The following is a 20944-nucleotide window of genomic DNA, read 5'->3' as shown; positions in this document are numbered from 1 at the left end:
GGCCTCACGCGCCGGCCACGGCGCGCGCCCGCGCACCCATCAGGTAGTCCGGGGAGGAATCGAGCCCCTCCAGGCCTGGAACGACCAAGCGGACCACGGCGATGCCGAACTCCGGCTTGGACAGGTCCACCGCCACGGCCTCTTCGATGCCGACGGCGCGCAGCCGGTCGAGCTGGCGGGCCAGATCCTCCTCGATGGTGCGTCCGGCGAGGCCGGGGATCGCGGCGAAGTCGCGGCGCCCGGTGCCCTCGGTGATCAGCGCCGTCCAACGCGCGTGCTGCACCGGGTCGAGGTGGCGTTCGTATTCGGAGCGGGGCATGTCGTCGCGGGCCCCGGCGATGAAGGTCAGCCGGCTCTGCGCCGCTTCGGTCAGGGCGCGGGACAGCGCGACCTCCGGCGCGGTGTGGCAGCCCATGCCCATGGCCGGGCGGATGCTGTGCTGCGGCGCGTCTTCCCGCGTCGCGATGCGGCAAAGGATGGCCGGCAGGCCGATGTCGCTGGTGATGTCCCACAGGCCGACCGCGACTCCCGCATCGTCGAAGTGGTCGAGCAGCGAGCGGCAGACCGGGTCGGCGACGCTGGCGGGATCGATGCGGGTGGCGGCCTGGGCCTCCGGAGAGGCGAGGCGCCACAGGGTGGCGGCGTCGCGCTCGACCAGTTCGGTCATGGCGTGCGCGGTCGCCTCGGCAAGGCTGTTGCCCGAGGCCAGCCCGTTGGACCCGGCGAGGAAGCAGCCGGACCCCGGCGGCATCGGCAGCGTGAAGTTCAAATGCACCGTCTCGAACGGCACCCATGTCCGTCCGCCGCCCAGCAGATCGTCGCCCTCGATCCACAGCATCGGGGTGTGGGGGGTGAAGGCGCTGGTCGACAGCCGCGGCAGGCGGGTCACGTCCACCACCCGGTGGGTCCAGCGCAGCTCATCGTAGCTGGCGTATTTCAGGGGCAGGGTGATGCGTTCGGCGTGGTAGCTCTCGATCGACTCCATGACGCCCGACGCCTTGGCGGCGGCCAGCGTCACGCCCTTGCCCTGGGCGACGGAGATGGAGCGGGAGTTCGGCCGGGTCACCATGACGACTGGAATGCCGACGCGGTCCAGCCCCGTGACGTTCGCCACCCGCGTGATGCCCATGACGGGAAGGAAGGGGGCGACGCGGGCCAGCGTCTGGTCCGGCGTGGCGATCCGGTGGGTTCCGGTAGTGTGGACCTTCAGCGGCTGGTCGGACATGGCCGGGTCCCGGGCGATGCCGCGGACGAAATCGAGGGGCATGGGAGACGGTCTCCACCAAGGTACGCCGCCACGGTATGCCCGTGGTGAACCGGAAGGAGCGCCGGCGAAGGGGGAGGGCCGGGCGGGGACCGTGGCAGGCCGGTCAGGAAAAACACCGGTCGCCACGGCCCGAAGAACAGGCCCGGTTGGCGGGCCTCGGCGGGGTCGCCCCGCCGGTCAGAGGCCCGGGGTGATCGCGTGGCGGGCGGCCTCGTGGTCGTCGCTGTTGAAGGCGCGGCGGTCGCCGATGCGGGCGGTGGCGGTCAGAGCGGCGGCCTGCTCGGCGACTTCGGTGACGCCCTGGGCGGTCACGGCGAAGAGACGGCCGTCGGCGCCACGGATGAGGGCGGTCTGGTCGATGATGGCGGTCATGGGAACAGCTCCTGGGCGTGGGTTTTGAGAAACCGCGAATACTGCGGTATGTCGAAACCTTGGCCGCGATGACCCGTCCGGACTGTGAAGAACTTCACATGCCGGACGCCCCGGCGCCGGGTAAAAATCGCCTACACGCGCACACACGCATGTTTTAGTCCCGGAAAAATTCCGGTGACGCAGGAAAAATTCGCCAAGCCGAGAACCGGCCAGCCGAGACAGGAGCGTACCGATGAAGTTGGACCGCCGCATTCCCCGCAGCCTCGACGAGATGGCCGACCTCAGCTCGCTGGCGGCTCCGCCCGCCGTGGTGACCCGCTCGCTGATGATCGGGGGGCGCCGCGCCAGCCTGCGGCTGGAGGCGACGATCTGGGACGGGCTGAAGGACATCGCCAAGTCCCAGGGCAAGTCGCTGGAGGCGCTGTGCGCCGACATCCATGACGGCCGGACGGAGGGCATCCCCTTCGCCACCAGCGTCCGGGTCTATGTTCTGAACCATTTCCGCGGCACCGCCGCGGGCACCACCACGCTGGTGGCCTGACGCTCCGAAAGGGCGTTACCGGATCACGTCACCGGGCTGGATGCGGGCTGGACTCGGCGAGGCAGCGGCGGAAGGCCCGGCAGCGGTCGGCGAGCGGCATCATGGACAGCTGGCGGCTCATCGTCTCGGCAGCCGCCAGATGCTCCATGGCCTCGCGATGCTGGCCGACGGCGGTGAAGGCCTGGGCCAGGGCGAAGTGCGACCAGCCCTGCTCGGACAATTGGCCGGCGTCCGTCGCGATGCCGAGCGCCTTGGCGGCGCAGCCGATCGCGGTCTCGTGCTGCGCCGTCTCCAGGGCCAGATCGGACATCCAGTTCAGGATCCGCGGCCTGGGCAGGGAGTGGTTCAGGATGTGCGCCTGTTCCAGGCTGGCGTTGAGCAGGCGCGCGCCTTCCGTGGGACCTCCGGTGCGGGCGATGGCGTAGCCCAGCGCGCCCAGCGTGATCGGCTGGAAGATGTGCAGGCGCGTCGCCTCGGTGATCGTGACGGCGTCCTTCAACAGCGGCAGCGCCTCGGCGAAGCGCTCGCCGATGATGTGGACCAGCGCCAGATGGACCTTCACCGACGACACGGAGAAGGCGTGCCCGACCTCTTCCGCAATGTCGAGCGCGTGGAGCATCACCCGGACGGCCTCGTCGTCGCGCCCCAGCTCGGCGAGGCAGCGGCCCTGGTAGGCGGCGGTTATGGCGACCGCCACCGCGGTCAGGCCGAACCGCGCGCGCGGGGCATGGGCCAGCGCCAGACTGCGGGCCTGCTCCAGCTTCTCCTGGGCTTCCGGAAAATGCCCCTTGTCCACCAGCATGCCGCCCAGCCGCATCAGCCCCTGGATGCGCAGCTCCATCGTGCCCCGGTTGCCCAAATGGTCCAGCGCGCTGCGGCTGAGCGCGATGGCCCCGTCGAGCACGCCGTAGACCCATTGGAAGGATGCCTTGAGCGAGGTCGCGCGGGCATAGCGGATGGGGTCGCCGATGCCCAGCGCCATGTCCCGCGCCTCTTCCAGCGGGTCGCCGGCCAGCTGGCGCCCCTGCGGCAGCAGGACGAGGGGAATGCCGACCCACAGGTCGATCCGCCGCTGGGTGTTGCGGCGGGTGTCCGGCAAATGATCCAAGGCCTTCAGGGCCTGCTCATAGAAACGCCCGGCGTCGAAATGCTTGCAGCGCATCTCCGCCCGACGTCCGGCCCGCCGGCCGTAGGCGCAGGCGAGCGGCCAATCCTCGGCGTAGAAGGCGTGATGGGCGATCAGTTCCGCCCGGTTCGGCAGGTTGCGGTCGGAGCGCCGACGCAGGGCGTGCAGGACCCGCCCGTGCAGCGGCTGGCGCTCCCGCTTGGTCAGGGTGGCGTAGGCGACCTCCTGGACGAGCGCGTGGCGGAAGGTCAGTTCCAAATTCGGCAGCAGGCGGGAGCGCGCGAAGAAGCCGCTCTGCTCCAGGCGGGCCAGAGCCGCCGGCAGGTCGGCGGCGGGAATGGGAGAGACCGCGCGCAGCAGGCCCAGATCGACCGAAGTGCCGATCACCGCCGCGTGCATCAGGACCCGCCGCGGATCGGGGTCGAGCGCGTCGATCCGCGAGGCCAGCAAGCCGTGCACCGTAGCCGGCAGGACCATCCGGGCGTCGGTCCTGCTCAGCCGGTAGCGTCCCGGACTGCCGACGATGACCCCGGTGGTCTCCAGGGTGCGCAGCGATTCCTCCAGATAGAGCGGCACGCCCTGGCTTTGCGTCGCGACGCGCGCCTTCAGGTCGGCAAGCGACGGGTTGTGGCCGAGCCAATGGTCGAGGAACTCGTCGGCCTGCAGCGGCTCCAGCGGGTCGAGCGTGATGGCGTGGACGGAGTCCGGTGCGGACCAGCCGCCGGGTGCGTCGGGCCGCGAGGTGACCAGGACGAAGACCCGGGCGTCCTCCACCCCCCCGGCCAGCGCATCCAGCAGGCGGTTGGTCAGCCCGCGCGTCCAGTGAGCGTCCTCGACGAGGATCAGCAGCGGACGTTCCACGGACAGCTCGCGGATCGCCGCGACCAGACCGTCGACGCTGAAATCGGCCTTCTGGGCCGGGTCGAGTCCCTGCCACAGCGGGTGGACGGAGGGCTGGCCGAGCAGTTCCCGCATCGCCTCGCCGGCCAGCTCGCCGCCGCTGCGCGCGGCTGCAGCGGTCAGGCGCGCCACCGCCACACCCTCCACCGCCACACCTTCCAGCGCTGGGCCGTCCGGCGCCGGGCTATCCGCCGCTCCGCAGACGGACAGGGCGAGGCAGCGGGCCGCGGCCTCCAGGTCGTCGGGGTCGCCCAGGCGACGAATCGGGAATTGCGGCCAGATGGTGGTGGTGAAGGCCGCAGCCTCCGGACTGCGCATCAGCTCTCCGGTCAGCCGGGACTTGCCGATGCCGGCTTCCCCGATCAGGATGGCGCAGGTCCCGCGGCCCCGCTCGGCCTGCCGCAGCGCCCCGGACAGCACCGCCAGTTCGGGCTGGCGCCCGACGAACAGGGTGCCTTCGGCGGACAGCAGGTCCATCGCGGTGCGCCGCATCGCTTGCGCCGCCTCCAGCACGAAGGCGGTCACCGGCTCCGCCGCGGCGGACAGGCGCAGCGTCCCCGCCGGACGGACGCTCAGCCCCTTGGGCACGAGGTCCAGCGTCTCGCGGCTCAGCAGCACGCTGTTGGGATGCGCCCGCTGCTGCAGCTTGGCGGCGATGTGCACGGTCTCGCCCACCGTGCGGTAGTCGGTCCACACCCCCGTCTCGATGATCTGGGCCACCACCTCGCCGGAGCTGATGCCGACCCGCATCTTGAATTCGTCCGAATCGATGGCCGAGCGGGCGATGTCCTGCGCGGCGAGGCAGGCGCGCAGCGCGTGGTCTTCCAGTGCGGAGGGGGCGCCGAACACCGCCATGATGCCGTCGCCCAGCACTTGGGCCACCGTGCCGCCGTAGCGCTCCACCGCGTCGGTGAGGACCTGCAGGATGGTGAGCAGGGTCTGGTCGGCCTCTTCCGGGTCGCGGCCCGACACCATGCTGGAGGATTCGACGATGTCGGCGAACAGCACGGTCACGACCTTGCGTTCCGCGTTGTTGCGCCGGGCTGCTCCGCCATCCGGCGATTCGGCGGCACGGGCGTCAGGTGCGGGCATGGGACGGCACGACGCCTCCCGAGGCGCCGTCATGGGCATCGGTTGCGGTCCGCCCAAATCCATGTCCGTTCCGGCCATCGAAGCCCCCCTGCGGAGCGTCATCGGCATGTTAGAGGAAACAAATTCAAATGCGCAGACATTCAAAACAACGGATTGGCAATTTTGTTCTGAACGAGGCAGCCTAACATATGTTGGTATGCTTTCTCATGCAATCCGCAAGCGGCGGCCCGTCCCGCCCTGCATTCCGGCCGTGTCGAGGCGTCTCCACCGCAAGGATTGGTGTCGTGTGAAAAAATAGGCTTGCCTTGGCCGTCGCCGGGGCGTATACGGGCGCTCCTCCGCTGGAGCGGCGCGGGCGTAGCTCAGGGGTAGAGCACAACCTTGCCAAGGTTGGGGTCGAGGGTTCGAATCCCTTCGCCCGCTCCATTACACAGCGCGGATGGTACGAAAAAGGGCGGCCTCGGGCCGCCCTTTTCGCGTTCTGCGCTTCATTGCCGGGTGGGTCGGTGGCGGGCCGTTCGGCCCGCCGTGCCGCGCTCCGGCCCCGCCGGGCCTGTCACCACAGCGCCAGCGACAGCTCGTAGAAGAGCGCGCCGACGATGGCGGTCGCCGGCAGGGTGATGACCCAGGCCATGACGATGCCCTGCGCCAGCCCCCAGCGCACCGCGCTGGTGCGGCGGGCGGCGCCGACGCCGATGATCGCGCCTGTGATGGTGTGGGTCGTGCTGACCGGCACGCCGAGCCACGTCGCGACGAACAGCGTGATGGCGCCGCCCGTCTCCGCGCAGGAGCCCTGGACCGGCTTCAGGTCGGTGAGCTTGGACCCCATCGTCTTGACGATCCGCCAGCCGCCGAACAGCGTGCCCAGCCCCATCGCGGCCTGACAGGTGATGACCACCCAGAAGGGCACGTGGAAGGTTTCCCCCAGCATGCCTTGGGAATAGAGCAGGACGGCGATGATCCCCATGGTCTTCTGCGCGTCGTTGCCGCCGTGTCCCAGGCTGTAGAGCGCGGCGGAGCCGATCTGGATGTGGCGGAACAGCCGGTCGACCGCGAAGGGCGTGCTGCGCCGGAACAGCCAGGACACCGCCACGATCATGACGCTGGCCAGCAGGAAGCCGACCACCGGCGAGACGACGATGGCCGCGGCGGTCTTCGCCAGACCGGACACCACCACGGCGTCCAGTCCCGCCTTCGCCACGCCCGCCCCGACGAGGCCGCCGATCAGCGCGTGGGACGAACTGGACGGGATGCCCAGCCACCAGGTGAAGACGTTCCAGACGATGGCGCCCATCAGCGCGCCGAAGATGACGTGCGGGTCGACCACCCCCGCTCCGACGATGCCGGTGCCGATGGTGGTCGCCACATGCAGCCCGAAGAACAGGAAGGCAATGAAGTTGAAGAAGGCGGCCATCGCGACGGCGGTCCGCGGCTTCAGCACGCGGGTGGAGACGACCGTTGCGATGGAGTTGGCCGCGTCGTGCAGCCCGTTGAGGAAATCGAAGAGGAGGGCGACGCCGATCAGCCCGATGAGGATGGGCAGGGCGAGGGAAGCGGCTTCCATGGGATCAGACCTGTTCGACGATGATGCCGTCGATGGTGTCGGCCACGTCCTCGCAGGCATCGAGCACGCGTTCCAGCAGCTCGATGATCTCGCGTTGAAGGGCGTGGCGATGGGTGATGGGGGCGTCGAGCCCGCCGCTCTCGTCGCGCAGCCGGTGCTTGGCTTCGCGCAGGAGCCGGTCGCCTTCGCTCTCGATCCGCGAGACCTCGGCGGTCATCGCGTGGAGTTGCTCGACGTGTTTGGGGATGTCGCGGAGCAGGGGAATGCCCGCGCTCAGCCGGGCGGTGCAGCGCACGATGGCGTCGGCCTGGGCGTGCATTTCCGGCGTGTAGTCGATGAAGCCCGCCTCCACGAGGTGACGCGCGGTCTCCTCGATGAGGTTGAGAACGTCGTCCATCCGCTTGCCGAGTTCCTGGATGTCCGAACGGTCAAAGGGCACGATGAAGGTGCGGTGGACGGCGAGCTGGATGTTCCTTTCGATGGCGTCGGCCTCGCTTTCGACCCGGCGGATGGTTTGGAACCGCTCCTCCAGGTCCTGGCCGCTGGCCATCATCGCCCGCAGCGCTTCCGCGCCCGTCGCGACGGTCCGGGCGTGGTCGGCGAACAGGTCGAAAAACCGTTCTTCGCGCGGCATCAGGGCCCGGAACAAATTCAGCATGCGTGGTTCTCCAACTTACGCCGGCCTGCAGTGCTGGAGAACCCGCACGGACGCGTGCGAGCCTCAGCGTCGCGGCTGGTGTAACATCCCCGGCGCCCGTGGGGAGTCACAAAAGTGTCATGCCGGGCCGGCTTGCGGCGAGATTTCACGGGGGTGCCCGGCGGAAAGACCGGTGATTTGCCGCGGCGGGCCGCTTATCCTGCCGCCCACGGATCGGCAAGGGGAGGCGGACGGCGCGTGGAGGGGGAAACACGAATCGGCCAGAACACACAGATCGGGCTTACGGCGGCCATCGTTTCGGTGGGCGTGTCCCCGGCGAACGGCGCCGAGCCGCGCGTGGTGACCGTGCGCAGCGGCTTCGAGATCCCCGAATCGCACCGCCGCGGCGACGAGCCGCCACCCCACCGCGACGCCCTGCCGGGCGCCCCCTTCGATCCCGAACGCTTCCGCACGCTTCAGGACGGCCTGCGCGCGGTGGCGGAGGACGCGGCCGGGCTGACCCTGCGCTATGTGGAGCAGCTCTACAGCTTCGGCGACCGCTACCGCGACCCTCATGAGTTGTTCGGCGGCCCGCGCTCGCTGGTGGTCGGCTATCTGGCCTTGCTGCGCGAGGCGCCGCTGCGCATCGACGGGGCGGAGTGGCGCGGCCTGTACGAGTTCTTTCCTTGGGAGGACTGGCGCGATTCGCCGCCGGCGCTGCTCGATTCGGTGATCCGCCCGGCGCTGGCCCGCTGGGTTGCCGCGGCGCCGGACGAGCCCGCCCGCGCCCGCCGCGGCGAGCGCGCCCGCATGGCCTTTGCCCTGGACGGCGGGGAGTGGGACTCCGAACGGGTGCTGGAGCGCTACGAACTGCTCTACGAGGCCGGGCTGGTGGTGGAGGCGTTCCGCGACCACGACCTGGCCCGCCGGGCGGGGGTGGAGGAGCGCACAGTGAGGCTGGAGATGCCCCGCGCGCTGGGCCGCCCGATGGCCCGCGACGGCCGCCGCGTTCTGGCGACGGCGCTGGAGCGGCTGCGCGGCAAGCTGAAGTACCGCCCCATCGTGTTCGAATTGCTGCCCCCGACCTTCACCCTGCACCAGCTTCAGCAGGTGGTGGAGGCGCTGTCCGGCGAGCGGCTGCACAAGCAGAATTTCCGGCGCCTGATGATCTCCGGCGGGCTGGTGGAGCCGACCGGCCAGTATGAGAGCCAGACCGGCGGGCGCCCCGCCGAACTCTACCGCTTCCGCCGCAGCGCCATCCTGGAGCGCACCAGCACGGGCGCCATCGCCGCCCCGGAGGATTGACCATCGCCGATCTGGGGGTATTCTTCCGCCAATACCTAAAGAAGGGGAGCGAAAGCGCATGACCGACTTTGACAGCACCTGCGACCTCTACGACCGGTTCGAGAAGACCGCCCGCGTCGCCGACCCCGTCTTCCGTGATTTCGGCCGGCGTTGCAAATTCAGCGGCGCCGCGGTGACCGTGAAGTGCTTCGAGGACAATTCCCGCGTCAAGGAGGTGCTGGGCACGCCGGGTCGGGGCAAGGTGCTGGTGGTGGACGGCGGCGGCAGCCTGCGCGCCGCCCTGATGGGCGACCTGATCGCCAAGGACGCGGTGAAGAACGGCTGGGAGGGCGTGGTCATCCACGGCTGCGTCCGTGACGCCGCGGTGCTCGCCACGCTGGACCTGGGCATCAAGGCGCTGGCGGCGATCCCGCGCAAGACCGTCCGCAACGGCGAGGGCCAGACGGGCCTGCCGGTGACTCTGGCCGGCATCCGCATCACGCCCGGCGATCTGGTCTTCGCCGACGAGGACGGCGTGCTGGTGCTGACTCCGGAGGAGTTCGGCGCGACCGCGTGACTTGGCGGCTCGGAATCCCTCCCCTACGAAGTGGGGGAGGGTTGGGTGGGGGCACCAGCGACGGCGCCCCGTCACATCTCAGCCCGCGACCTTCTCCCACCCCATCTTCTGGTACCGGTATTCCAGGATCGTCGGCGCCGCGCAGGCGTAGCCGACCCAGACGCCCAGCGTCATCAGGGCGCCGACCGGCCACAGCGGGATGGAGATGAGGATCAGGGCCGCGTGAATTGCGGCGTGCAGCCACTCGGCCTTTTTTGCGAAGTAGACGGGTCCGAGCAGAAAGGCCCAGAGAATCTCGCGGTTGGTCACCGCCTCCCGCTGGCCGTTCGTGGGATTCTCGAACATCATCCCGGACGGAGCCGCCGCCATCCCTGCCTCCCCTTGGTTGTTTTCCATTCTATTTGGGGAAGCAGTCTGGACGGCGGCGGCCCGGCCTGTCGAGACCGAAACGGCCTTTTTCCGGATGGTGGAGACGGTGCCCTGACGGATGGATCAGGACACCGCCCCGTCCCGCCCGGCCCCCTCCCTTCCGGCTTGGGCCATGGCCAGGAAGCGCCGGCACTGCTGCTCGCGGTCGTAGCCGAGCAGGGTGCCGAGGATGAAGTCCTCCTCCGGCGTCAGCTGGTTCAGCGGCTTGCGCACCACGCTCCGCACCATCGCGATGCAGGCCGGGTTGCCGAAGAAGACGTTGACCTTGGCCTCGGTCACCGTCTGGACGTGGTAGTCGACGAACCGCTCCGCCAGCTTGCGGGTCACCGTGTCGGCGTCCCGCGTGCTGAGCGTCATCATGACCATGGGCCGGACACCCTTGCTGTACTCGTACAGATGGTGCCCGAGCAGATGGACAGGCATGGCCAACCCATCATGGGCCAACCCATCATGGGGCATCACGCCAGCTGGCTGATCCATGCGGTGATCCGTTTGTCGGTTTGGGAGGACTGGTTGTCCTGGTCGAGCGCCAGCCCGACGAACCGCCCGTCGCGTTCCGCGGTGGAGCCCGAATGCTCGTAGCCGGTGGTGTCGGTGAAGCCGACGACGACCCCGCCCTGCGCCACCACCTGATCGTAGAGCGTGCCCATGGCGTCCACGAAGGACTCCGGGTAGGTCACCTGATCGCCGGTGCCGAACAGGGCGACCTTCTTGCCGTTCAGGTTGGCGGCCTTCAGCGTGCCGAAATTGGCCTCCCAATCGCATTGCAGATCGCCCACCCCGTAGGTCGGCGCGCCGAGGATCAGCAGGTCGCAATTCTCGAAATCCGCGGCGGAGGCGCGGGCGATGTCGACGGTCTTTCCCTGAATCTTCTTCGCGATGCGCGAGGCGACCGACTTGGTCGCGCCGCCGTCGGAGCCATAGATGATCGTGACGTTCATGGTCTCTCTCTGGGCAATCCTGTGGGCCAATCGGATCAGGGCCGGCAAGCAAAAGAGGGAACGTCCGGCCTCCGTCGAATGATAATAAGAATGATTCTCATTTGCAATATGACCATGACGGATTTGTGGGAATTCCGCGAAGGGAAGGCCGCGCCGCCTGGAACGGCGCGGCCTTCAGGGGTTCAGGAGTCCTTGTGCGGGGAAACGTTGGGCAGCAGCGCGGCGAACAGGCCGAGCAGGGGAACGACCGAGCAGGCCTGGAACACGAAGCCGATGCCCTTCCAGTCGGCCAGGACGCCGAGCCCGGCGGCGGCCATGCCCCCGATCCCGAAGGCCAGCCCGAAGAACAGGCCGGACACCATGCCGACGCGGCCGGGCATCAGTTCCTGCGCGTAAACGATGATGGCCGGGAAGGCCGAGGCCAGGGCCAGCCCGATCACCGCGCTCAGCGCGACCGTCGCCGTCAGCCCGACATGGGGCAGCAGCAGCGTGAAGGGCAGGATGCCCAGGATCGAGACCCAGATGACCGTCTTGCGCCCGATCCGGTCGCCGACCGGCCCGCCGATGATCGTCCCCGTCGCCACCGCCGCCAGAAAGACGAACAGGCAGAGCTGCGCCGCGTCCGGCGCCATGGCGAAGCGCTCCATCAGGAAGAAGGTGTAGTAGCTGGTGATGCCGGCCAGATAGACGTACTTGGACAGGATCAGCACCATCAGCACGGCCAGCGCCCGGTTCACCTGCCCGCGGGACAGGCCGGGGTGGCGGGCCGCGGCGCCGCGGCGGACCGGGCGGGCGTGGTCGCTGCGCGCATACCAGCGCCCGACGCCGGTCAGCAGCGCCATGCCGCCCAGGGCGGCGAGCGCGAACCAGGACAGGCTCTCCTGCCCGCGCGGCAGGATGATGTAGGCGGCCAGCAGCGGCCCCAGCGCCGAGCCGGCGTTGCCGCCCACCTGGAACAGCGACTGCGCCAGCCCATGCGCGCCGCCGGAGGCCAGCCGGGCGATCCGCGACGCCTCGGGGTGGAAGACCGAGGAGCCGAAACCCAGGAGGGTCGCACCGATCAGCAGCGCCGCGTAGTTCGGCGCGAAGGCCAGCGTGACCAGCCCGACCAGCGACGCGCCCATGCCGATGGTCAGGGAATAGGGCGCCGGCCGCCGGTCGGTGGCGAGCCCGATGATCGGCTGAAGCAGCGAGGCGGTGATCTGGTAGGTCAGGGTGAGCAGGCCGATCTGCGCGAAGCTGAGGTCGAATCCGCCCTTCAGGATCGGGTAGATCGCGGGCAGCAGGGACTGGATCAGGTCGTTCAGCAGATGGCAGACGCTGATCGTCCCCAGGACGGGCAGGGCCGTCCCCCCGGCCTTGGGCCGGGACAGGGTGGTGTCGGTCACGAAAGGAAGCCTTTTTTGGCGTTTGCTCGGCGGGCGGGCGGCGCGTTGCTTGGTGTGGAGCAACAGCCTATGGTGAGCCGCGACGGCCTGCCACCGCGGTCAGGCCGATTTCTTACGAGACTGGGCCATGGTCCGGAACCTGCGCATCGAGACGGTCGAGGAGTCGCCCCGCCCGCTGATCACCCTGGGACAGGATCACGCGGACGGCACCGTGCTGGCCGCCCACACGCATCGGCGCGGCCAGTTGCTGTCCGGGGCGACGGGAACGCTGCTGCTGTCCACCGCCCAGGGGCGCTGGGTGATGCCGCCCCATTGCGGGCTGTGGATTCCGCCGGGCGTCCCGCACGAGGTCCGCATGATCGGAATGGTCATGACGCGGAGCCTCTATCTGGCCCCCGCGCTGGCCGACACCATGCCGGGCCGCTGCGAGGTGCTGGCGCTGTCGCCCTTCTTCCGCAGCCTGATCGGGCGGGCGATCGACGTGCCGGTGGACTACGATCCGGAGAGCCACGACGGCGCGGTGATGGCGTTGCTTCTGCACGAGATGCGCCGTCTGCCGGTGGAGCCGCTGTCGCTGCCCTTTCCCGCCCACGCCGCCCTGGCGGAGCGCTGCCGGCGGTTTCTCCAGGAACCGACGATCCAGGCGACGATCGAGGATTGGAGCGACGGGCTGGGCATGAGCCGCCGCAACTTCACGCGGCTGTTCCGGCGCGAGACGGGTCTGAGCTTCGTCGAATGGCGCCAGCAGGCCTGTCTGGTGTCCGCCCTGCCGCGTCTGGTCGCCGGGGTGCCGGTGACGACGGTCGCGCTGGACCTCGGCTACGACAACCCGGCGGCCTTCACGACGATGTTCAAGCGGACGCTGGGGGCGTCACCGCGCGCCTATCTGGCGCAGGCCGGTGCTCATGGCCCGGAGGGTTCGGCCTGAAGCTCTCTGTATCTTTGCGGTTCTAATCTCGATGCCAAAGAAGAAAAGCCCCGCCGGAACGATGCCGGCGGGGCTTTTCACTATTTCAGAAGTCCTTGCACCCGGCCCCCCTCCCGACCTCCCCCCGCTTGCGCGAGGGGAGGGGAAGAGGTTCAGGCGGATCAGGCGGCGACCGTGTCGGCCACGTCCTGGAACTCCTTGATCTGGTCGAAGTTCATGTAGCGGTAGATGTCGCCGGCCTTCTGGTTGACGACGCTCACCTGCTCCAGATACTCGGCCGGGGTCGGCAGCTTGCCCAGCAGGGCGGCGACGGCCGACAGCTCGGCGGAGCCGAGATAGACGCGGGTGTCGATGCCCAGGCGGTTCGGGAAGTTGCGGGTCGAGGTCGAGATGGCCGTCGAACCCTTGCGGATCTGCGCCTGGTTGCCCATGCACAGCGAACAGCCGGGCATCTCCATGCGGGCACCCGACTTGCCGAGAACGCCGTAATAGCCTTCCTCGGTCAGGATCTGGGCGTCCATCTTGGTCGGCGGGGCGATCCACAGGCGGGTCGGGATGTCGGTCTTCCCGTCCAGGATCTTACCGGCGGCGCGGAAGTGGCCGATGTTGGTCATGCAGGAGCCGATGAAGACCTCGTCGATCTTGTCGCCGGCAACCTCCGACAGCAGCTTCACGTCGTCCGGGTCGTTCGGGCAGGCGACGATCGGCTCCTTGATGTCGGCCAGATCGATCTCGATCACCGCGGCGTACTCGGCGTCGGCGTCCGGCTCCAGCAGGCTCGGGTTGGCGATCCAGTCCTCCATCGCCTTGATGCGGCGGCCGAGCGTCCGGGCGTCCTCGTACCCGTTGGCGATCATCCACTTCATCAGGGTGATGTTGGAGCGCATGTACTCGATGATCGGCTCCTTGTTGAGCCGGACGGTGCAGGCGGCGGCGGACCGCTCAGCCGAGGCGTCGGACAGTTCGAACGCCTGCTCCACCTTTAGCTCGGGCAGACCCTCGATCTCCAGGATGCGGCCGGAGAAGATGTTCTTCTTGCCCTTCTTCTCCACCGTCAGCAGGCCCTGGCGGATGGCGTAGAGCGGGATCGCGTTGACGAGGTCACGCAGCGTGACGCCAGGCTGCAGCGCGCCCTTGAAGCGGACCAGCACCGACTCCGGCATGTCCAGCGGCATGACGCCGGTGGCCGCGGCGAAGGCGACGAGGCCCGAGCCGGCGGGGAAGCTGATGCCGATGGGGAAGCGGGTGTGGCTGTCGCCGCCGGTGCCGACGGTGTCGGGCATCAGCAGGCGGTTCAGCCAGGAGTGGATCACGCCGTCGCCCGGACGCAGGGCGACGCCGCCGCGGGTCGAGATGAAGGTCGGGAGCTCGCGGTGGGTCTTGACGTCCACCAGCTTCGGATAGGCCGCGGTGTGGCAGAAGGACTGCATGACCAGATCGGCGGAGAAGCCGAGGCAGGCCAGATCCTTCAGCTCGTCGCGGGTCATCGGGCCGGTGGTGTCCTGCGAGCCGACCGTGGTCATCTTCGGCTCGCAATAGGTGCCCGGACGCACGCCCTGGCCTTCCGGCAGGCCGACCGCGCGGCCGACCATCTTCTGGGCGAGCGTGAAGCCCTTGCCGCTGTCGACCGGGGAGGACGGCAGGCGGAACAGGGTCGACGGGGCGAGGCCCAGAGCCTCACGGGCGCGGGCGGTCAGGCCGCGGCCGATGATCAGCGGGATGCGGCCGCCGGCGCGGACCTCGTCGAAGATCACATCGGACTTGACGGAGAACTCGGCGATCACCGCGCCGTTCTTCAGCGCCTTGCCCTCGTAGGGGCGCAGCTCGACCGTGTCGCCCGTCTCCATCTGCGAGACGTCGAGTTCGATCGGCAGGGCGCCGGCGTCTTCCATCGTGTTGTAGAAGATCGGGGCGATCTTGGAGCCCAGGCAGACGCCGCCGAAACGCTTGTTCGGGACGTAGGGGATGTCCTCGCCCGTCCACCACAGCACGGAGTTGGTGGCCGACTTGCGCGAGGAGCCGGTGCCGACCACGTCGCCGACATAGGCGACGAGGTTCCCCCGGGCCTTCAGATCCTCAAGCTGCTTGATCGGGCCGCGGACGCCGGCCTCCTCCGGCACGATGCCGGGGCGCGGGTTCTTCAGCATGGCCAGCGCGTGCAGCGGGATGTCCGGGCGCGACCAGGCGTCCGGGGCCGGCGACAGGTCGTCGGTGTTGGTCTCGCCCGACACCTTGAAGATGGTCAGCGTCAGGCTGGCCGGGACCTCGGGGCGCGAGGTGAACCACTCGGCGTCGGCCCAGGACTGCAGCACCGCCTTGGCGTTGGCGTTGCCCTTGTCGGCCAGCTCCTTGACGTCGTGGAAGTAGTCGAACATCAGCAGCGTGGTCTTCAGGCCGGCCGCGGCGGCCTCGCCGCACTCGGCATCGCCCAGCAGGTCGATCAGCGGCTTGATGTTGAAACCGCCGAGCATCGTGCCCAGCAGCTCCGTCGCCTTGACCTTGGAGATCAGCGGCGAGGTCTCGTTGCCCTTGGCGAGCGAGGCCAGGAAGGCGGCCTTGACCTTGGCGGCGTCGTCGACGCCCGCCGGGACGCGGTGCGTGATGAGATCGACCAGGAAGGCTTCCTCACCCTGCGGCGGGTTCAGGAGAAGGTCGACCAGCTCCTCGGTCTGCTTGGCCGAAAGCGGCAGGGCGGGAATTCCGAGCGCGGCACGCTCAGCGACATGCTGGCGGTAAGCTTCAAGCACGGTGCGGTCCTCTCATCCAAGGTTGCTCAACAGTCGTCCGATTCCCCGACCCGGGGGCGCGCTCGCGGACCCGGCTTTTTTGCCCTTGCGGCGTCTTGCCACGCCGCTGGTCCTACCATTCCGGAAGGAACTTCCGCGGAACGGAGATGTCTTACGTCGCCTCCTTGGGAGTCGTCAAGTCAACGCTCCGCCTGCGACACGTTTTCAGGCGCCGGCCATAGAAGTGGTATTACAACTTGCTCCCGCCGGCCCTGTGGAGGCGCGGCGATTTCCTGAATTTCTCATGGTCTTTGCAATGAACGCCCCGGCGGGGTTTCTGCGCGGGCCGCCGCATCACCATGGCTAACCCGTCGGCGAAGAGGTTGATGGCGAACAATTGGGCATGTAGGGTGTTCTGGCTGTGCATCCACGGCAGCGCGCAGGCCCCATGCCCCTTCGACACCGGATTATCGCCCGGTTCCTGAGCGTCCTTATGGCGCTGGCGCCGCTCCAGCCGCTGCCCGCCGCCGCCCCCGCGGCGGTGCCCGCCGGGCTGGCCGCGGCCAGTGCCGCTCTGCTCTGGCCGCAGGCGGCGGAGGCGCGGGCCGGAGGCGGGCGAAGCTCCAGCGGGGGATACAGCCGTCCGTCGGTGCGCACCCCGTCCTTCTCCACCCGCCCCGCCCCGTCGCGCGCGCCGTCCACCGGCAGCGGCGGCTACAGCCGTCCCCAGAGCGGGCCGTCCTATGGCTTGCCCGGCGGGTCGCCGTCCGGCGGCGGCGATCTGGGCGTGTCGCGGCGGTCGAGCGGCGAGGCGCTGGACCGCTACCGGGCGCAGCAGCAACAGCGGGAACGCACCCCGCCGGTCGCCGCGCCGCCTCCCCGTTCCGGGTCCGGGTCCGCTTCCGGGTCCGGCTGGGGCGGAGGAGGATGGCAGGGCGGCGGCTGGGGATCGAGTTCCGGCGCGGGCTGGGGGCAGCGGCGCACCGGCGGCTATGGGCCGGGCGGCTGGTACGGCGGCTGGCGTCCGCCCGGCTGGGCCTACGGCAGCCGTCCCAGCTTCGGCCTGTGGGACGGGCTGTTCCTATGGTTCCTGCTCGATAACCTGTCGCGCCCCGGCTACGCCGACTGGTTCCACAACCACCAGGGCGACCCCGGCTACGCGGAATGGCGCGCGGAGGCGGAGCGGCGTTCGCAGGACGACCCCGACCTGCGCCGCCGCCTGGACGATCTCGACACCCGCCTGCGCGCGCAGGAGGACCAGCCGCGCGATCCCAACTACCTGCCCCCCGACATCCCGCGCGACGTCGCCCAGGCTGCGCCGGAGACGCCGTCCGCCCCGGCCGGCTCCGATGGAGGCTCCGGGGGTGGTTGGGGCACCCTGATTCTTCTGATTGTCCTCGTCGGGGGGATGGTGGTGGCCGTGACCGTTCTGCGCCGCCGCTCGTCGGGCTCACGAACCGGAGGTTCCACCATGACCCGTTCGCCCTGGAGCACCGCCGCCAGCACCGCCGCCGGCATTGTGAAGGCCAAGGCCACCGGCGCGTCCTACGAACCCTCGCTGTTCCGCGTGGGCATGACGCTGACGCCCGACCCCACGCCCTTCCTGCTGGGCGGCGGCGCGATCAAAGCCACAGCGCCGGAGGGCGCCGGCTCGATGGTCAGCGTCGAGGCCGTCGGCGCGCTGAAGGGCGGCGGCGTGACCCTGCACCGGCTTTATCTTCCGGGCGGGAGCGGCTTCTACCAGCTTCACCTGGGAGCGGGGGGAGCGCCGGACGAATGCCGCTGGTTCAGCGTCTTGGACGAGGTGCACCCCACCGACAACGACGAATGGGGCTTCTGGCTGGACCCCGCCGACGGGATGATCGGCTATCCGCAGTTCCAGACCAAGGACGGCAAGCTGTACGGGCGGCAGTGGTCGCCCGGCGCGTCCCGGATCGCCCCCGTCACCTTCGACGAGACGCTGACCGACCACCGCGGCAGCCGCACCCGCCGCGTGACCGCCATGCTCTACGCGGCCCCCACCGGCGCCGCCGACCCCGCGCCCCGCACCGAATATGTGCTGGTCGCTGCGGTGGAGGATGGCGGCGAGGCGTGGGTGGAGGTCCGCGCCGGCATCGACGTCAACCCCGCCTCGCTCTCCTTCTCCTGAGTTTCCCGCCCGATCCCGCCAGCCCGTATGGAAGACACCATGGACACCAGCGTCGCGCAAATCCTGCAGGGCCTTGAATCCGGCCTGCCGCTGCTGCTTCTGCATTTCGGAGCGACCCTGGCCCTGTTCCTGATCGGGGTGGCCGTCTACGTCGCGATCACTCCCCTGCACGAGCGCGAGTTGCTGGCGAGCGGCAACCAGGCCGCCGGCGTGGTGCTGGGCGGCACGATGGTGGCGCTGGCGATCCCGCTGGCGGCAACGCTGGCGACCAGCCTCGTCCTGGCGGACATCCTGATCTGGGGAGCCGTTGCGCTGGTGCTGCAATTGATTACCTTCCTGATCGCCATCTGGCTGTTCCGCGACCTGCGCACGATGATCGAATCCGGCAACGTCGCCGCGGGCACGGCGCTGGCCGGACTCCAGATCGCCGTCGCGCTGCTGAACGCCGGAGCCATGGCGGGCTGAAGACCCACCCAAACAGACCCGCCGAAACAGAGAGGAACCGCAACCATGATCTCGTTCATCCGCAACCTCGTCGGGGTGAAGACCGATCAGGCCGTCCAGTCGGCGGTGGAAGCCCTGGTGCGCTGGGACCCGAAGGCCGCGACGGAGGCCGAACTGCGCACGATGGAAGAGCATCTGGACAGCCTCGGCCTTCAGGTCGCGCAGGCCCGCGCCGCCTATGAGAAGGAGCAGAAGGAGGCCGAGGCCATCCTTCAACTCTCCCGCCAGCGTATGGCCGCCGCCGAACATCTGCAGCGCCAGATGGAGGCGGAAACCGACGCCGGCCGCAAGGCCCAGCTCGAAAAGAGCCTGGAAACGCTGGTGGGGATGCTGGAGCAGATGGCTCCGGACATCGACCGGGAGGAGCAGGACGCCGTGGACGCGCGCGAGTTCCTGACCATGCTGGAAACGACCTACGCCGAGGCCGGCGGCAAGCTGAAGGCCGCCCGCAGCGCGTTGCAGCGGGCCGAACGTGACATGGGCCGTGCCGCCCAGCAGCGCGACATGGCCGAGCAGCGGGCGGAGGCGGCCCGGCAGGCGGCGGGGCTGAGCGGCGCCACCTCCAGCCTCGGCACGGCGCTGAAGGCGATGCAGGACGCGGCGGCCCGCGACCTCGCCCAGGCGGAGGCGTCCAGCGCCAAGGCCCGCCTGCTGAAGCCCTCCAAGCCGGAAGAGGACGATCCCAACATCAAGGCGGCGCTCGATGCCGCCACCGGAGCGAAGCCGGCGCCCAGCAGCCTGTCTGACCGTCTGGCCTCCCTGAAAAGCCGGCATTGAGGAATGAATAGGATCATCCTATCGACGAGATAGGATGATCCGCATCGATCCTATCGAACTTCTCCGCCATGATGCGAGCAGTAAAAGTCTGCCCGGTGGAGGACGACCATGCGCAGGTCCATGGCGGAGCTGTTGAACGAACTGGAACGGCACGGCGTGCGGCTGCTGCCGGGCGGGCGTCTGCTGGTGCCGGGCGACGTTCCGGCGCCGCTGCTGATGCGCGCCCACCGCAACCGCCGGGCCCTCAGCGCCGCTTTGGCGCCGCCGCGCGGTTGACGGCGCGCCTCACCCCGACCTTGACCCCAAACCGCGGAGCGTTGTTCCTGCGCGGACGGCGCCCCACGTCAATGCAACGCCCCCGATGTTCCGGGCGGTCCCGTGCCCTATCAGGAGACCCTGTGTGACGATCCAACTGACCACCCTCGCCAACGGATTCCGCGTGCTGACGGACCATTTGCCGCATCTCGGCACGGTGACCAGCGGCGTCTGGGTCGGCGTCGGGGCGCGCAACGAACGGCCGGCGGTGAACGGTATCGCCCATTTCCTGGAGCACATGATCTTCAAGGGAACGGAAAGCCGCGACGCGCTGGGCATCGCGCTGGAGATCGAGAACCGCGGCGGTGAGTTCAACGCCTACACGGACTACGACGTCACCGCCTATTACACGCAGATGGCGGCCAAGCACGTCGACGTCTCCTGCGAGATCATCGGCGACATCGTCCTCAACTCCGTCTTCCCGGAAGAGGAGGTGGAGAAGGAGCGCGGCGTGGTCATCCAGGAGATCGGCCGCTACGCCGACGAGCCGGAAGACGTGGTCTACGAGGCGCTGCGCCGCACCGCCTTCGACGGGCAGGCGCTGGGCCGTCCGATCCTCGGACCGAAGGAGAACGTCGCGGGCTTCGGGCGCGAGCATCTGTTCGACTATGTGTCCCATTACGACCCGCGCCGCATGGTCTATGTGGTGTCCGGCAACGTCGATCACGGCACGGTGGTGCGCCGGGCGGAGGCGCTGTTCGGCCATCTGACCGCCAAGGACGACCCCTTCCACGAGACGGTCGTCAACAAGGGCGGAGCGGCGCTGCTGAAGCGCGACGCCGAGCAGGTGCATTTCATGGCGGCCTTCCCCGGCGTCGGCACCGAGGATTCGGCGAGCTACGCGCTGCGCCACCTCGCCAACATCCTGGGCGGCGGCATGACCTCCCGCCTGTTTCAGGAGATCCGCGAGAAGCGCGGGCTGGTCTACTCGGTCTACGCGGCACCCATCCAGTATGCGGACGGCGGCGCCCTCAGCTTCTACGCCGGCACCGGGCCGGAGGAGGTGGCGGAGCTGGTGCCGGTCTTCTTCGAGGAGCTGCGCAAGGCCCGCGACGGCGTGACCGCGGTGGAGCTGGAGCGGTCGAAGGAGCAGATGCGCTTCTCGGTGGGCAAGTCGCTGGAATCGACCATGCGCCGCGCCGACCGTTTCGCCCGCACGCTGCTGCGCACCGGCGAGGTGCGGACCATCGAACAGATCTTCGAGCGCATCGACGCCGTGACGCCGGAGGATGTGGCGGCGGCGGCCAACCGCGTCTTCGCCGGCCCGATGGCGGTGTCCGCGGTCGGCAAGCTGGACCATCTGCCGTCCTACGAGGACATGCAGGGGATGCTGAAGGCGGCGTGAGGTTGTGATGTAGCGGTGTATTGCCCCCACCCTGACCCTCCCCCGCTTCGCAGGGGAGGGGATTTGGTCCCTCTCCTGCGAA

At 69.3% G+C, this 20944-nt stretch carries 19 protein-coding genes and 1 tRNA gene; 10 read left to right on the top strand and 10 right to left on the bottom strand.

What is annotated here, in order from left to right:
* Positions 1-4: 4 nt before the first annotated feature.
* Together ACFPMG_RS34960 and ACFPMG_RS34955 are read right to left on the bottom strand one after the other, a co-directional pair.
* The gene (locus tag ACFPMG_RS34960; RefSeq protein WP_377000736.1) at positions 5-1267 is read right to left on the bottom strand and encodes a YcaO-like family protein; all 1263 of its coding nucleotides are present in this window, start codon (positions 1265-1267) and stop codon (positions 5-7) included.
* Between the two features lie 177 nt (positions 1268-1444).
* Positions 1445-1639 carry a hypothetical protein gene (locus ACFPMG_RS34955; protein WP_040135081.1) on the bottom strand — a complete coding sequence of 65 codons (195 nt, stop codon included), beginning with the start codon at positions 1637-1639 and terminating at the stop codon, positions 1445-1447.
* Positions 1640-1871: 232 nt separating this feature from the next.
* On the opposite strand from ACFPMG_RS34955, the gene ACFPMG_RS34950 reads away from it, so the two are divergent.
* Positions 1872-2180: a ribbon-helix-helix domain-containing protein gene (locus ACFPMG_RS34950; protein ID WP_377000734.1), complete on the top strand. Its 309-nt coding sequence runs from the start codon at positions 1872-1874 to the stop codon at positions 2178-2180.
* A 28-nt stretch (positions 2181-2208) separates the two neighbouring features.
* Here ACFPMG_RS34950 and ACFPMG_RS34945 read toward each other — a convergent pair whose 3' ends face one another.
* A complete protein-coding gene (locus tag ACFPMG_RS34945; protein WP_377000732.1) occupies positions 2209-5298 on the bottom strand; it encodes an ATP-binding protein in 3090 nt (1029 codons plus the stop codon).
* 351 nt (positions 5299-5649) lie between these two features.
* Here ACFPMG_RS34945 and ACFPMG_RS34940 point away from each other — a divergent pair.
* Positions 5650-5724, top strand: a tRNA-Gly gene (locus tag ACFPMG_RS34940).
* Between the two features lie 130 nt (positions 5725-5854).
* Here the strand turns inward: ACFPMG_RS34940 and ACFPMG_RS34935 are convergent.
* Together ACFPMG_RS34935 and ACFPMG_RS34930 are read right to left on the bottom strand one after the other, a co-directional pair.
* Positions 5855-6862, bottom strand: coding sequence for an inorganic phosphate transporter (locus ACFPMG_RS34935; RefSeq protein ID WP_137141785.1), 1008 nt, complete (start codon positions 6860-6862; stop codon positions 5855-5857).
* Positions 6863-6866: 4 nt separating this feature from the next.
* Entirely contained in the window at positions 6867-7520 is a 654-nt protein-coding gene (locus ACFPMG_RS34930; RefSeq protein WP_145681072.1) for a DUF47 domain-containing protein, read from the bottom strand.
* Positions 7521-7757: 237 nt separating this feature from the next.
* On the opposite strand from ACFPMG_RS34930, the gene ACFPMG_RS34925 reads away from it, so the two are divergent.
* Both ACFPMG_RS34925 and rraA read left to right on the top strand, forming a co-directional pair.
* Positions 7758-8804 (top strand): NUDIX hydrolase, encoded by a 1047-nt coding sequence (locus ACFPMG_RS34925; protein WP_377000729.1) that lies wholly within the window; start codon positions 7758-7760, stop codon positions 8802-8804.
* A gap of 58 nt (positions 8805-8862) precedes the next feature.
* Positions 8863-9360, top strand: coding sequence for a ribonuclease E activity regulator RraA (rraA, locus tag ACFPMG_RS34920; protein WP_377000727.1), 498 nt, complete (start codon positions 8863-8865; stop codon positions 9358-9360).
* Between the two features lie 78 nt (positions 9361-9438).
* On the opposite strand, the gene ACFPMG_RS34915 is transcribed toward rraA, so the two are convergent.
* From ACFPMG_RS34915 to ACFPMG_RS34900, 4 genes are all read right to left on the bottom strand, one after another.
* On the bottom strand, positions 9439-9729 hold the full coding sequence (locus tag ACFPMG_RS34915) for a hypothetical protein (RefSeq protein WP_040135076.1): 291 nt from the start codon (positions 9727-9729) through the stop codon (positions 9439-9441).
* A gap of 123 nt (positions 9730-9852) precedes the next feature.
* Complete coding sequence (locus ACFPMG_RS34910) at positions 9853-10269, bottom strand: DUF2023 family protein (RefSeq protein WP_377000725.1); 417 nt, start codon at positions 10267-10269, stop codon at positions 9853-9855.
* Complete coding sequence (gene fldA / locus ACFPMG_RS34905) at positions 10248-10730, bottom strand: flavodoxin FldA (protein WP_103041405.1); 483 nt, start codon at positions 10728-10730, stop codon at positions 10248-10250. Before fldA ends, ACFPMG_RS34910 begins: the two co-directional genes overlap by 22 nt.
* Before the next feature lie 182 nt (positions 10731-10912).
* On the bottom strand, positions 10913-12118 hold the full coding sequence (locus tag ACFPMG_RS34900) for an MFS transporter (protein ID WP_377000723.1): 1206 nt from the start codon (positions 12116-12118) through the stop codon (positions 10913-10915).
* A 127-nt stretch (positions 12119-12245) separates the two neighbouring features.
* Between ACFPMG_RS34900 and ACFPMG_RS34895 the strand changes: the two genes are divergently transcribed.
* Positions 12246-13046, top strand: a complete 801-nt coding sequence (locus ACFPMG_RS34895; protein WP_377000721.1) for an AraC family transcriptional regulator — start codon at positions 12246-12248, stop codon at positions 13044-13046.
* 161 nt (positions 13047-13207) lie between these two features.
* On the opposite strand, the gene acnB is transcribed toward ACFPMG_RS34895, so the two are convergent.
* Positions 13208-15793, bottom strand: coding sequence for a bifunctional aconitate hydratase 2/2-methylisocitrate dehydratase (acnB, locus tag ACFPMG_RS34890; RefSeq protein ID WP_377000719.1), 2586 nt, complete (start codon positions 15791-15793; stop codon positions 13208-13210).
* Between the two features lie 472 nt (positions 15794-16265).
* On the opposite strand from acnB, the gene ACFPMG_RS34885 reads away from it, so the two are divergent.
* The 5 genes from ACFPMG_RS34885 to ACFPMG_RS34865 all read left to right on the top strand — a co-directional run bounded on the left by ACFPMG_RS34885 (position 16266) and on the right by ACFPMG_RS34865 (position 20862).
* The gene (locus tag ACFPMG_RS34885; protein WP_377000717.1) at positions 16266-17921 is read left to right on the top strand and encodes a DUF2491 family protein; all 1656 of its coding nucleotides are present in this window, start codon (positions 16266-16268) and stop codon (positions 17919-17921) included.
* A 39-nt stretch (positions 17922-17960) separates the two neighbouring features.
* Positions 17961-18386, top strand: coding sequence for a DUF350 domain-containing protein (locus ACFPMG_RS34880; RefSeq protein WP_201044316.1), 426 nt, complete (start codon positions 17961-17963; stop codon positions 18384-18386).
* A gap of 45 nt (positions 18387-18431) precedes the next feature.
* The gene (locus ACFPMG_RS34875; protein ID WP_377000715.1) at positions 18432-19202 is read left to right on the top strand and encodes a hypothetical protein; all 771 of its coding nucleotides are present in this window, start codon (positions 18432-18434) and stop codon (positions 19200-19202) included.
* A gap of 108 nt (positions 19203-19310) precedes the next feature.
* A complete protein-coding gene (locus tag ACFPMG_RS34870; protein ID WP_014197640.1) occupies positions 19311-19478 on the top strand; it encodes a hypothetical protein in 168 nt (55 codons plus the stop codon).
* A 124-nt stretch (positions 19479-19602) separates the two neighbouring features.
* Positions 19603-20862 (top strand): M16 family metallopeptidase, encoded by a 1260-nt coding sequence (locus ACFPMG_RS34865; RefSeq protein WP_040135057.1) that lies wholly within the window; start codon positions 19603-19605, stop codon positions 20860-20862.
* Positions 20863-20944 lie beyond the last annotated feature (82 nt).

The organism is Azospirillum himalayense (assembly GCF_042657465.1).
In the GTDB taxonomy this organism is placed as follows: Bacteria; Pseudomonadota; Alphaproteobacteria; order Azospirillales; family Azospirillaceae; genus Azospirillum; species Azospirillum himalayense.
Note: the sequence above shows the minus strand (reverse complement) of the source record. Positions and strands in the feature narration are given on the sequence as shown.